Origin of the sequence: Micromonospora chokoriensis, assembly GCF_000718555.1 — a bacterium.
Taxonomy (GTDB): Bacteria; Actinomycetota; Actinomycetes; order Mycobacteriales; family Micromonosporaceae; genus Micromonospora; species Micromonospora chokoriensis_B.
Genome location: NZ_JOAN01000015.1, coordinates 101399 through 113531 on the forward strand (window position 1 = coordinate 101399; position 12133 = coordinate 113531).

General features: G+C 71.9%; 10 protein-coding genes. 2 read left to right on the forward strand and 8 right to left on the reverse strand.

Annotation, left to right across the window (positions count from 1 at the left end; genetic code table 11):
- Nucleotides 1-73 precede the first annotated feature (73 nt).
- From IF46_RS0120265 to IF46_RS0120300, 8 genes are all read right to left on the reverse strand, one after another.
- Complete coding sequence (locus IF46_RS0120265; RefSeq protein WP_030489920.1) at nt 74-1237, reverse strand: acyl-CoA dehydrogenase family protein; 1164 nt, start codon at nt 1235-1237, stop codon at nt 74-76.
- Nucleotides 1234-3243: a biotin carboxylase N-terminal domain-containing protein gene (locus IF46_RS0120270; RefSeq protein ID WP_030489921.1), complete on the reverse strand. Its 2010-nt coding sequence runs from the start codon at nt 3241-3243 to the stop codon at nt 1234-1236. Before IF46_RS0120270 ends, IF46_RS0120265 begins: the two co-directional genes overlap by 4 nt.
- 11 nt (nt 3244-3254) lie before the next feature.
- Entirely contained in the window at nt 3255-4856 is a 1602-nt protein-coding gene (locus IF46_RS0120275; protein ID WP_030489922.1) for an acyl-CoA carboxylase subunit beta, read from the reverse strand.
- A complete protein-coding gene (locus tag IF46_RS0120280; RefSeq protein WP_030489923.1) occupies nt 4853-6049 on the reverse strand; it encodes an acyl-CoA dehydrogenase family protein in 1197 nt (398 codons plus the stop codon). The genes IF46_RS0120275 and IF46_RS0120280 overlap by 4 nt, the downstream gene beginning before the upstream one ends.
- Nucleotides 6046-7710, reverse strand: a complete 1665-nt coding sequence (locus IF46_RS0120285; protein ID WP_030489924.1) for an acyclic terpene utilization AtuA family protein — start codon at nt 7708-7710, stop codon at nt 6046-6048. The genes IF46_RS0120280 and IF46_RS0120285 overlap by 4 nt, the downstream gene beginning before the upstream one ends.
- Nucleotides 7707-8504 (reverse strand): TIGR03084 family metal-binding protein, encoded by a 798-nt coding sequence (locus IF46_RS0120290; protein WP_030489925.1) that lies wholly within the window; start codon nt 8502-8504, stop codon nt 7707-7709. Before IF46_RS0120290 ends, IF46_RS0120285 begins: the two co-directional genes overlap by 4 nt.
- A gap of 37 nt (nt 8505-8541) precedes the next feature.
- Nucleotides 8542-9147, reverse strand: coding sequence for a TetR/AcrR family transcriptional regulator (locus IF46_RS0120295; RefSeq protein ID WP_030489926.1), 606 nt, complete (start codon nt 9145-9147; stop codon nt 8542-8544).
- Nucleotides 9148-9410: 263 nt separating this feature from the next.
- Nucleotides 9411-10088, reverse strand: a complete 678-nt coding sequence (locus IF46_RS0120300; RefSeq protein WP_007466162.1) for a Crp/Fnr family transcriptional regulator — start codon at nt 10086-10088, stop codon at nt 9411-9413.
- Between the two features lie 143 nt (nt 10089-10231).
- Here IF46_RS0120300 and IF46_RS0120305 point away from each other — a divergent pair, with 143 nt between their 5' ends.
- Together IF46_RS0120305 and IF46_RS0120310 are read left to right on the forward strand one after the other, a co-directional pair.
- Complete coding sequence (locus IF46_RS0120305) at nt 10232-10939, forward strand: adenosylcobinamide amidohydrolase (protein WP_051724032.1); 708 nt, start codon at nt 10232-10234, stop codon at nt 10937-10939.
- Nucleotides 10940-10951: 12 nt separating this feature from the next.
- Nucleotides 10952-12115 carry a CapA family protein gene (locus IF46_RS0120310; protein WP_030489928.1) on the forward strand — a complete coding sequence of 388 codons (1164 nt, stop codon included), beginning with the start codon at nt 10952-10954 and terminating at the stop codon, nt 12113-12115.
- Nucleotides 12116-12133: the final 18 nt, after the last annotated feature.

Consider the following 12133-nt stretch of genomic DNA (forward strand, 5'->3'; position numbering starts at 1 on the left):
CCCTTGCAGATCTTGGAAGGAAGCAGCCCCTATAGGGGCCGAAACTTTCCAAGATCTCGCAGCTGAGCGAGGCTCAATAAGACTTGTCCTGGCCGAGGACGTGTTGGGCCACGAAGTTGAGGATCATCTCCCGACTGACCGGGGCGATCCGGCCCGCCCGAACCGCGCCGAGCAGGGTCGCCACCCCGTACTCGGTGGTCATGCCGGCCCCGCCGAGCACCTGGACGGCGGTGTCCACGGCGAGCGCGGCGGCCTCCCCGGCGGCGTACTTGGCCATGTTGCCGGCGACCCCGGCCTCCAGGTCGCGGCCGGCGTCGTAGAGCGTGGCCGCCTTCTGGATCATGAGGCGGGCCAGCTCCACCTGCACCGCCGCGTGCGCCAGCGGATGCGATACCCCCTGGTGGGAGCCGATGCTCCGGCCACCCCAGACCTTGCGGGTGGCGGTGTATTCACTGGCTCGCTCGATGGCGTACCGGCCGGTGCCGGCACCCATCGCGGCCACCGTGATCCGCTCCGGGTTGAGCCCGGCGAAGAGCGCCGGCAGCCCGGCATCCAGCGACTCGCCGAGCAGCGCGTCGGCGGGTACCCGCACGTCGTCCAGGTAGAGCAGGAACTGGTTCTCCGGGGACACGATCTCCATGTCCAGCTTGGACCGGGTCAGCCCGGCCGCGTCGGTCGGCACCAGGAACAGCGCCGGCTTCAGCTTTCCGGTGGAGGAGTCTTCGGTCCGCGCCACCACCAGCACGTGGCCGGCCTCGTCGACCCCGGAGATGTAGCACTTGCGGCCGTTGAGCAGCCAGCCGTCGCCGTCGCGGCGAGCCACCGTGCCGAGCCGGTGGAAGTTGGAACCGGCCTCCGGCTCGGTGATCGCGAAGACGATCTTCTGGGAGCCGTCGGCGAGGCCCGGCAGGTGCCGCTTGCGCTGCTCCTCGGTGCCGTGCCGGCTGAGCACGGTCGCCGCGATGGCGGGGGAGACCACCAGCAGCAGCAGCGGGCAGCCGGCGGCGGCAAGTTCCTCGCAGACGATGGCCAGATCGGTGATGCCGCCGCCCCCGCCGCCGTACTCGGTGGGGATGTTGACCCCCAGGTAGCCGAGCCGTCCGGCCTCGGCCCAGAGTTCGGTGGTGTGTTCGCCGGCCTTCGCCTTCTCGACAAAGTAGCCGTGACCGTAGCGGCGGCCCAGCGCCCGCACGGCGTCGCGTAGCTGGTCCTGCTCGGGGGTGAGGTCGAAGGTCATCGGGGGTCCTCTTCGTCGATAACGGCCAGCACGGCGCCCGTCTGCACCTGACCGCCGGTCGGCACCGGCAGCTCGGTGACCACGCCGTCGATCGGGGCCAGCACGGGATGTTCCAGCTTCATCGCTTCCAGCGTGAGCAGTGGTTCGCCGGCCGTGACCCGCTGGCCGACCTGGACGTGCACCCGGCTCACCGCGCCGGGCAGCGGCGCGAGCAGCGACCCGGCCGCCACCTGCGCGGTGGGCAGCGGGAGACGTGGCAGCTCGTCGAGGCTCGCCGCCCCGTCCGGGCCGTCCACGAAGACAGCCGACCCCACCCGGTGTACGCGGTACGCGTGCCGAAGCCCGTCGACGTCGAGCACCACCCGGTCCGGGGTGGCCTCCACAAGCGCTACTGCCGGCGGCTTCGCCTCTGACGCCGCCGCGTCGCCGGGTGGCGCTGCGGACCAGTCGGCGAGTCCACCGGTCCGGTCCAGGCGGTAGCGGATTTCGATCTCGTCGCCGTCCGGCCCGACGAAGCGGGTGATCTGGGGTACGGCGGGCACGTTGCGCCAGCCGGAGGGGAGCCCGGAGAGTACCGGTGCGGTCGCCCGGCGGTGCGCGGCACCGGCCAGCGCGGCGGCGAGGGCGGTGAGTGGGACCTGGTCGGCGGGGAGGAGTGGGGTGAAGACCTCCGGGTGCCGGTCCAGGAAACCGGTGTCGATCTCCGAGGCCGCGAACTCCGGGCTGCGCAGGACGCGGACCAGCAGGTCCCGGTTGGTGGCCACCCCGTGCAGCTCGGCCCGGGTCAGCGCGCCCGCCAGTGCCCGGGCCGCCTCGGCTCGGGTCGGCGCCCAGGCGATCAGCTTGGCGAGCATGGAGTCGTAGTGCACGCTCACCTCGGAGCCCGTCCCGACGCCGGAGTCCAGCCGCAGGCCGGCGCGCTGGAGGCCACCGAACTCCCGGTCCACTCCCGGTATCGCGAACCGGCGCAGTGTGCCGGTGGCGGGTCGCCAGCCCTGCGCCGGGTCCTCGGCGCACAAACGCACCTCGATCGCGTAGCCGCGTACGCCCGGCGCGTGAAGGTGCACCGGCAGCTCTGCGCCCTCGGCGACCAGCAGTTGCAACCGGACCAGGTCGAGCCCGACCGGGACGGTCAGCTCGGTGACGGGGTGCTCCACCTGCAACCGGGTGTTCATCTCCAGGAAGAAGAACTCACCGGTCGGTGCCAGCAGGAACTCGACCGTGCCGGCACCCACGTAGTCGACGGAACGTCCGGCGGACACCGCAGCCTCGTGCAGCGCCACGGACAGCTCCCCCGGAAGCACCCCGGGGGCCTCTTCGATGATCTTCTGGTGTCGGCGCTGGATCGAGCACTCGCGCACCCCGAGGGCGGCCACCGTGCCGTGCGAGTCGCCGAAGATCTGCACTTCGACGTGCCGGCCACGCTCGACGTACCGCTCGATGAAGACCGTGCCGTCGCCGAACGCGGCAGCCGCCTCCCGGCTGGCGCTGGCGACGGCCTCGGTCAGCTCGTCCGCGTCCCGCACGATCCGCATGCCCCGGCCACCGCCGCCAGCGGACGCCTTGACCAGCACCGGGAAGTCGGTGACCTCGTCGGCGTCGGTCCAGCTCGGCAGCATCGGCACGCCTGCCTCGGCGAGCAGCGCCTTCGCTGCCAGCTTGTCACCCATCGCGGCGATCACCTTGGCCGGCGGCCCGACCCAGGTCAGCCCCGCGTCGGTCACCGCCGCAGCGAACTCCGCGTTCTCGGCGAGGAAGCCGTAGCCCGGGTGGACGGCGTCCGCGCCGGCCTTGCTGGCCGCGTCCAGGATCAGGTCCGCCCGCAGGTACGTCTCGGCCGGCGAACTCCCCGGCAGGCGTACGGCCAGGTCGGCCTCGGCCACGAAGGGCGCGTCGGCGTCCGCGTCGGAGTACACGGCGACGGTCTGCACGCCCATCGCGCGGCAGGTGGCGAAGACCCGGCGGGCGATCTCGCCCCGGTTCGCCACCAAGAGTCGAGTGATCATGACCGCACCCCCTACATCCGGAAGACGCCGAAACCGTCGGCGCCCTTCACCGGTCCGTTGTGGATTGCCGAGAGGCAGAGCCCGAGGACAGTGCGGGTGTCCCGGGGGTCGATCACCCCGTCGTCGTAGAGCCGGCCGGAGAGGAAGAGCGCGCCGGACTGCGACTCGATCTGCTGCTCGACCATCATCCGCATGGCGGCATCCGAGTCCTCGTCGTAGTCGCGGCCCCGAGCGGCGGCGGCCTGCCGGGCCACGATGGAGAGCACCCCGGCGAGCTGCGCCGGGCCCATCACCGCCGACTTCGCGTTCGGCCAGGTGAAGAGGAACCTCGGCTCGTACGCCCGACCGCACATGCCGTAGTTGCCGGCCCCGTACGAGGCGCCCAGGTTGACCGTCAGGTGCGGCACCGTCGAGTTGGACACCGCATTGATCATCAGGGCGCCGTGCTTGATGATGCCGCGCTGCTCGTACTCGGTGCCGACCATGTAGCCGGTGGTGTTCTGCAGGAAGATCAACGGGGTGTCCGAGGCGTTCGCGAGCTGGATGAACTGGGCCGCCTTCTGCGCCTCCGCGCTGAACAGCACCCCTCGGGCGTTCGCCAGCACCCCCACCGGGTAGCCGTGCAGCTCTCCCCAACCGGTGACCAGCGCGTCCCCGTACGCCGGTTTGAACTCGTCGAAGTCGCTGCCGTCCAGGATCCGGACCAGCACCTCGCGGGGGTCGAACGGCACCTTCAGGTCGGCGCTGGTGATGCCGAGCAGCTCCTCCGGGTCGTACTTCGGTGGCTGTGGCACCGCCGTCCGCGGCGACGGCCCCTGCTTGCGCCAGTTCAGCCGGCGTACGCACTGCCGGGCCAGCCGGATGCCGTCCCGCTCATCCTCGGCGAGGTAGTCGGCCAGCCCGGACGTGCCGGCGTGCATCGCCGCGCCGCCCAGCGACTCGTCGTCGGTGACCTCGCCGGTCGCCATCTTCACCAGCGGCGGACCGGCCAGGTAGACCTGGGACCGGTCCCGGATCATGATCACGTGATCGGACATCCCCGGCACGTACGCGCCACCGGCCGTGGCGTTGCCGAAGACCACGCTGACCGTGGGGATGCCGGCCGCCGAGAGCCGGGTGAGGTCACGGAACACCCGACCGCCCGGGATGAAGATCTCCGCCTGGGTGGGCAGGTCCGCCCCGGCCGACTCGACCAGGTTGACCATGGGCAGCCGGTTGGCCAGGGCGATCTCACCGGCCCGCCGGGTCTTGGCCAGCGACCACGGGTTGACCGCTCCGCCGCGTACCGTCGGGTCGTTGGCGACGATCAGGCACTCCACGCCCTCGACCACCCCGATGCCGGTGACCACGCTGGCCCCGACCGGGAAGTCCGTGCCGTACGCGGCGACCGGCGACAACTCCAGGAACGGGCTGTCCGCGTCCACCAGCAGCTCGATCCGCTCCCGGGGGAGCAGCTTGCCGCGGGCGTGGTGCCGGGTCACGTACTTGTCGCCGCCGCCCGCCCGCGCCTGGTCCAGTGCGGTGTCCAACTCGGCCAGCCGCTCCAGCAACGCCGCCCGGTTCGCCGTGTACGCCGGTGCGGACGGGTCGACAGCGCTGTCCAGCGTGGTCATAGGCCCATGCCCTTCGCGATGATCTCGTTCATGATCTCGGTGGTGCCGCCGCCGATGCCGAGGATCCGCGCATCGCGGTAGTGCCGTTCCACCTCGGCGTCGCGCAGATAGCCGAAGCCGCCGTGCAGCTGCAATGCCTGGTCGACGACGTGGTCGCAGGCGGCCACCGCCACGTTCTTCGCCATCGCCACCTCGGTCACCACCGGCTCGCCGGAGACGACCCGACCCGCGACCTCGTGCACGTACGACCGGGCCGCCTCGGCCCGCGTGTGCATCTCGGCCAACCGGTGTCGGATCAGCTGCCGGCTGGCCAGCGGACGCCCGAAGGTCTCCCGGTCCCGGCACCAGCGCACCGCCAGCTCGACGCAGCGCTGCGCGGTCGCGTACGCCTGGGTCGCCAGCGACAGCCGCTCCGCCGCGAAGTGCTGCATGATCGCCAGAAAGCCGGTGTTCTCCGCGCCGATCCGGTTGGCGACCGGCACCCGCACGTCGGCGAAGGACAGCTCGGCGGTGTCCGAGCAGTGCCAGCCCAACTTCTCCAACCGGCGTCCCACGGTGAACCCGGGCAACCCCTTGTCGATGACCAGCAGGGTGAGTTCGCCGCTACCGGCAAAGTCGGTGCACACCGCAGTGGTCACGAAATCGGCCCGGTGCCCGCTGGTGATGTACGTCTTCGACCCGTTCACCACGTAGTGCTCGCCGTCGCGGCGGGCGGTCGTGCGGATGGCGGCGACGTCCGAACCGCCGTCCGGCTCGGTGATGGCCAGAGCGCCGATCATCGTGCCGGCGAGGGTGGGCCGGACGTACCGCTCGATCAGGCTGTCGTCGCCCGGGGACGAGACTCCGGCGAGCCGACCGCCCAGCGAGCCACCGGTGCGGGCACCGGCCGCCGCGACCATGTGCGGCAACGCGATGCCGTGCGTGAACAGGGCCGCCACCAGCCCGGACGAGCCGCCGGAGCGGATCAGCTCCTCGGTCACGATGATCGAGTCGAGCAGGTCGCCGCCGCTGCCACCGACCGACTCCGGGAAGCCGATGCCGAGCAGGCCGAGCTTCGCGGCGGTCCCGTGCAACGCCCGCGGCACCTCGCCGGCCCGCTCCCAGTCGTCCAGGTGCGGCAACACCTCCCGGGTCAGGAACGCCCGGGTCAGCTCACGTAGTTGCCGGCGCTCCGGCGTGTCCACCAGGCTCATGGCGCGATCTCGCCTGGTAGGTCGACTATCCGGGCACGCAGCAGCTCGCCCAGCGCCTTGGCCTGCGGGTCGAACCGGGTTGACGCGGCCACCCCCGCCCCGAGCAGGCCCTCGATCACGAAGTTGACCGCGTGCAGGTTCGGCAACTCGTAGCGCTGTACCGACAGCGGCGCGGTCTCCGGCAGCAGCTCGGCCAGCCGCTCGACGGTCAACCAGGTCCGCAGCCACACGTACCCGACGTCGGTGCGCGCCCAGACACCGAGGTTGGCGTCCCCACCCTTGTCCCCGGAGCGTGCGCCGACCACCTCGCCGAGCGCCCCGCGCCGGGTCGGGCCCCCGACCGCCGTGTCACCGCTCGGGGCGATCTCGTCCGCCGAGGTGGGGGCGGTGCGGATCGGCGGGGCGATCGGCACCCGCTCGCCGCCGGGCAGCACCGCGACGTGCGCCACCGCGTCTTGCGGGACCGCGTCGGCGGTGAAGACGCCGTACGGTGTCGCGTCCCCGGGCAGGGTGGTCAGCGTGCAGCCCGGGTACGAGGCCAGCGCCAACTCCACCGCGGCGGCCGAGAAGGCCCGCCCGGCCCGCGCCTTGTCGCCGTCGCGCAGGTGTACGTGCAGCAGGGCGCTGGCCGCCTCGGTGTCGGCGGCATCGGGGTGGTCGGTGCGGGCCAACGTGAACTCCAGCCCGTCCTTGCCCACCGCCTCCTCGACCTGCCCCCGGACCAGGGCCGCCTTCGCCTCGATGTCCAGCCCGCAGAGGACGAACGTCATCGAGTTGCGGAAGCCGCCGAGGTTGTTGACGCCCACCTTGAGCGTGGGCGGTGGCGGCGTGCCCCGAACGCCTGCGACCCGGACCCGGTCCGGCCCGTCGGGGTGCAGCGTCACCGTGTCCAGTCGAGTGACCACGTCCGGCCCGAGGTACGCCGGCCCGCCGATCTCGTAGAGCAGTTGGGCGGTGACCGTCTCCACGGTGACCGCGCCGCCGGTGCCCGGATGCTTGGTGACCACCGATGAGCCGTCGGGGTGCACCTCGACGATCGGGAATCCCGGCCGATGACCGCCGTCGGGCAGCTCGGTGAAGAAGCTGAAGTTGCCGCCGGTGACCTGTGCGCCGCACTCGACGAGGTGCCCCGCGACGGTGGCCCCGGCCAGCTCGTCGAGGTCGTCGCGGCTCCACCCGTACCGGGCGATGGCCGGGCCGACCACCAGCGACGCGTCGGTGACCCGGCCGGTGACCACCACGTCCGCACCGGCGTCGAGGCAGGCGGCGATCCCGAACGCGCCGAGGTAGGCGTTCGCGCTCAACGCGTCCGGCCGCTGGATCGTGTCGCCCTCGACGTAGCCGACCTGGGCCGGCAGGCCGAGCCGGTTGGCGAGCTTCTCGATCGCGGCGGCCAGGCCGGCCGGGTTCAACCCGCCGGCGTTCGTCACGATCCGTACCCCTCGGTCGAGGGCGGTGCCGAGAGTGGTCTCCAGCTGCCGCAGGAACGTCTTCGCGTAGCCCAGGTCGGGGTCGCGGAGACGATCCCGGGCGAGGATCAACATGGTCAACTCGGCCAGGTAGTCGCCGGTCAGCACGTCCAGCTCACCGCCGTCGAGCATCTCCCGCCAGGCGGTGAACCGGTCGCCGTAGAAGCCGGAGGCGTTGCCGATGCGGATCATGCCCGTACCCCGTCTGCGCCCGCCGGCTTCCGGCCGTCACCCGGCGGGCCGGCGAAGGCCTGCGCCACGTCGAGCCACTCGTCAGCGACCGGCCCGGTGGCGACCAGGGCGAGGTCCGCGCGGTGTCGGCGCTGGGTGACCAGCAGGCAGAAGTCCCGAGCCGGGCCGGTGACCCGGTCGGCGGCGTCCGCCGGACCCCAGCTCCACGTGTCGCCGCCGGGCCCGACCAACTCGACCCGGACCGGCGTCGTCGGTGCCTCCCGGCCGTGCGCGGCGAAGCCGTGCCCGAGGGTACGCACACCCAGGTGCGCCACGTGTCGGAGCCGGTCGCTGTCGGGGCGGACCACGTCGAGGGCGTCGGCCACGTCCGCACCATGCGCCCAGGTCTCCATGATCCGGGCGGTCGCCATCGAAGTGGCCGACATCTGGGTGCCGTACCAGGGAAGTTTGCCGCCGGCCGGAACGACGGCCAGCGCGTCGACGAGCGCGGTCCGCCCGGCTCGCCAGCGGGCGAGCAGATCCGCCGGCGGAGCGAGGAACCCCTCAGCGCCGACGTCGACGAGCCGGGTCACGTCCGGCGCGGCGGTCACCGTCGCGTAGAACGCCTCGGGCACGGTCGCCGCCAGCAGCGCGACGTGGTCGGTCCAGGCGAGGTGGGCGATCTGATGCGCGATGCTCCAGCCCGGCGCGGGGGTCGGCCTCGCCCAGCCGGCCGCCGGTAGTGGGGACACCAGGGCGTCCAGTTGGGCGGACTCGTCGGCCAGGTCCGTGAGCAGGTCGCTGAGGTCGACCATGGTGCCTCCGGTCGGTGGTGGCCGGTGCGGCCGGCGGTCAGGGCGTGAGCAGAGTGGCGAGCTGGCGCTTCCAGGTGGCCAACAGGGCAGTGCGGCGGGCGGAGTCGTCGCTGAGCAGGTTTGCCACCCCGAGCCCGCGGAGCAGGTCGAGCGTGGCCTGCACCGCCTCGCGGACGCCGGGTCGACGCTCGTCCACGCCGAGTAGGGCAACGGTGAGACGGTGCATCTCCCGCCCGACGGTCGCCTCCAGCGGCACCAGGGCGTCGCGCAGCTCCCGATCGGTGCGGGCGGCGACCCAGAGTTCGAGCGCGGCCACGAACAGCGGCCCGGTGAACGCCACAGCGAGCAGGTCGACCACCCGGTCCAACCGCTGTGGGCCAGCCGGCAACGCCTCGGCCTCGGTGCGCAACTCGTCGGCCCGCCGCTGGGCCAGATGGGCCACGGCGGCCGTCACCAGCGCTGCCTTTGTCGGGTAGTGGTGCAGCTGAGCCCCGCGCGACACACCGGCCCGGGTCGCGACGACTGTTGTCGTGGTGCCGGACCAGCCGTGCTCGATCAGGCAGTCGACGGTCGCCTCCAGCAGCCGGGCCTGGGTGGCGCGGCTGCGCTCCTGCTGAGGGACGCGCGTCGATGCGGTGGGCACGGAGACAGCCTGCGGCCTATGAAACAAACAGTCAAGACTGACTTTTTTGGGACTAGTGCCTGCATGCCTGCGGGAGGTGCGGTACACCTCGATCACTTGATGCTGAGTAGCTGAAAGACGCCCCCGACGACTACTCAGCATCAAGTGATCAACGCTCGGCTCGGCCGTCACCCGGGCGCAGGCCACGTCTCCTGCGCCAGGCAGATGGAAAAGCGTCCCCGCCTGCCGTCAGTGACGGCAAGCGGGGACGCGTGTGGTGCTACTCAGACGCGGGCGCGACGGGCCAGGCGCTCCGGGTCCAGGATGATGATGCTCTTGCCGTCCAGTCGCAGCCAGCCACGCGAGGCGAAGTCGGCGAGCGCCTTGTTGACGGTCTCCCGGGAGGCGCCGACGAGCTGAGCGATCTCCTCCTGGGTGAGGTCGTGGGTCACCCGCAGAACGCCGCCGTCGCGGGTGCCGAAGCGGCCCGCCATCTGGAGCAGGTTCTTGGCTACCCGGCCCGGCACGTCCGTGAAGATCAGGTCGGCGAGCGAGTCGTTGGTCCGGCGCAGCCGCCGGGCGAGCACCCGGAGCAGTTGCTCGGCGATCTCCGGACGGTTGTTGAGCCACGGCCGCAGCGCCTGCTTACGCAGTCGCACCAGCCGGGTGTCGGTCACCGCGGTGGCGGTCGCCGTACGCGGACCCGGGTCGAAGAGCGACAGCTCACCGACCATGTCCGATGGCCCCATCACCGCGATCAGGTTCTGTCGGCCGTCCGCAGCGCGGCGACCAACCTTGATCTTCCCGGACAGCAGGATGTAGAGGCTGTCACCGGGCTCGCCCTCATTGAAGACGATCTCGCCCTTGCGGACTTCGATCGTCTCCATCTCCTTGGCAAGCGCCTCGGCAGCTTCCGGGTCAACACCCTGGAAGATCCCGCTGCGGGCCAGTACCTCGTCCATTGCGCACCTCCGGTTGCGCGTGCCGTCCGTCGGCCGGGGCCGCCGTCCGCTGATCCCCTCGCGCGCCGCCAAGTCTAGGCGCACGTGAGCATGAATCAGAGGTCGCCCCTGGAATCTTGATCGGTGGGCGTAACCTGCCCGACGTGCTGAGCGAGCCGATTCTGACCAGTCGCCCCGAGGATGGGCGGTGTGTGCCGCTGCTCGTCTGGCGCCCGGACGTGCCCCTGCGGGCGATCAGCAGCGGCTCGCTGGGCGGCGGCATCGGGGTCCGGCGATGGGTGTTGAACGCGACCGTGCCGATGTCGTACGACCGGGAGGACCCGGCGGCGCACCTGGCCTCGCTCGCCGCCGAGCTGGACCTCGACGGCCCCGGGGTTGGTTTGTTGACCGGCGTCGATGTGACCGAGGTGGTGGCGCGGACCGATACCGGGGTGCGCGCCTGGGCGACGGTCGGGCTCGGCACGCCGGTGTCCGCGGCAGCGCCGACACCGACCGCGCTCACCCAGCGCGTCGGCACGGTCAACATCGTGGTGTACGTGCCGGCCCGGCTCGCCGACTCGGCACTTGTCAACGCGGTGGCCACCGCGACCGAGGCGAAGACCCAGGCGATCACCGAGCTGGGGCTGCCGGGAACCGGCACGCCCACCGACGCGGTCACCGTGCTCTGCCCGGTGGACGGGCCGGAGGCGGCGTACGGGGGGCCGCGCTCCACCTGGGGCGCACCGCTCGCCCGAGCGGTGCACGCCGCGGTGCTCGCCGGAGGTGCCCGGCCCGTCGTGCCGTGGTCTGAGCAGCTCAGGGCCGCAAAGTCCAACCGATCGGCTGTCGTCGGCGCGTTTGACGACCAGTAGCGTCGACGGACGATGTACGCTCCCGCGTCCCGCCCGTGTCGCGGCGTCGCACCTGGCCTCGCCGCGCTGCTGGCCGCCGTCCTGATGGCCGGCTGCGCCGACCCCGGTGGCGAGGCGCCCGTCTGGCAACCCGGCGCTGGCGGCGGCACCGGCGTCCCGGTCTCCACGGCCAGCCCGAAGGCGACCGGGCCCGCCTCCTCCGGTCCGCGCGCGATCTCACTCTCCGCCACCGGCGACATCATCATCGGCAACGCGCCCAGTCGGCTGCCCGCCGCCGACGGTAGGGGCTTCTTCGCCTCGGTCACCGCGGCGCTCAAGGCCGACCTGGTGATGGGCAACCTGGAGGAGCCGCTGACGGTCGACACCGGCGCTGGCAAGTGCGCGGCCAACGCCACCCGCTGCTTCCAGTTCCGGGCCCCACCGGAGTACGCCGCGCACCTGCGCGACGCCGGCTTCGACGTGCTCAACCAGGCCAACAACCATGGATACGACTACGGGCCCAAGGGCTACGAGAACACCCAGAAGGCACTGCAGAAGTACGACCTGGAGCACACCGGCGCACCGGACGAGATCACCGTGGTCGACGTCGAGGGCGTCAAGGTGGGCGTGGTCGGCTTCTCGTCGTACGTCTGGTCCAACAGCCTCGTCGACATCGCCGAGGCGAAGGCGGTGGTCACCAAGGCCGCCACCATGGCCGACCTGGTCGTGGTGCAGGTGCACATGGGCGGCGAGGGCGCCGACAAGACCCGGGTGAAGCCGGGCACCGAGCTGTTCTTGGGTGAGAACCGGGGCGATCCGGTGAAGTTCTCGCACGCCATGATCGATGCCGGTGCCGACCTGATCGTCGGGCACGGCCCGCACGTGCTGCGGGGGATGGAGTTCTACCAGGGGCGTCTGATCGCATACAGCCTGGGCAACTTCGCCGGCGGCGGCAACTCGCTGAGCAACGACGGTCGCCTCGGCTGGGGCGGGGTGCTCAAGGTGTCGCTCAAGCCGGACGGCACCTGGGCCGGCGGCTCGTTCACCTCGACGTACATGAACTCCACCGGCAAGCCGACGATGGACCCGGACCACCGGGGTCTGGGCCTGGTCGCCGAGTTGAGCCGCGCCGACTTCCCGAAGAGCGGCGCTCGGCTCGACCGGCAGGGGAAGATCTCGCCACCGACCGCTGGCTGACCCGGCGAGGCCGTCCGA

Coding starts and splice junctions, on each gene's coding strand:
- IF46_RS0120265 (WP_030489920.1), bottom strand. CDS start 1,237: ATGACCTTCGACCTCACCCCCGAGCAGGACCAGCTACGCGACGCCGTG.
- IF46_RS0120270 (WP_030489921.1), bottom strand. CDS start 3,243: ATGATCACTCGACTCTTGGTGGCGAACCGGGGCGAGATCGCCCGCCGG.
- IF46_RS0120275 (WP_030489922.1), bottom strand. CDS start 4,856: ATGACCACGCTGGACAGCGCTGTCGACCCGTCCGCACCGGCGTACACG.
- IF46_RS0120280 (WP_030489923.1), bottom strand. CDS start 6,049: ATGAGCCTGGTGGACACGCCGGAGCGCCGGCAACTACGTGAGCTGACC.
- IF46_RS0120285 (WP_030489924.1), bottom strand. CDS start 7,710: ATGATCCGCATCGGCAACGCCTCCGGCTTCTACGGCGACCGGTTCACC.
- IF46_RS0120290 (WP_030489925.1), bottom strand. CDS start 8,504: ATGGTCGACCTCAGCGACCTGCTCACGGACCTGGCCGACGAGTCCGCC.
- IF46_RS0120300 (WP_007466162.1), bottom strand. CDS start 10,088: ATGGACGAGGTACTGGCCCGCAGCGGGATCTTCCAGGGTGTTGACCCG.
- IF46_RS0120310 (WP_030489928.1), top strand. CDS start 10,952: ATGTACGCTCCCGCGTCCCGCCCGTGTCGCGGCGTCGCACCTGGCCTC.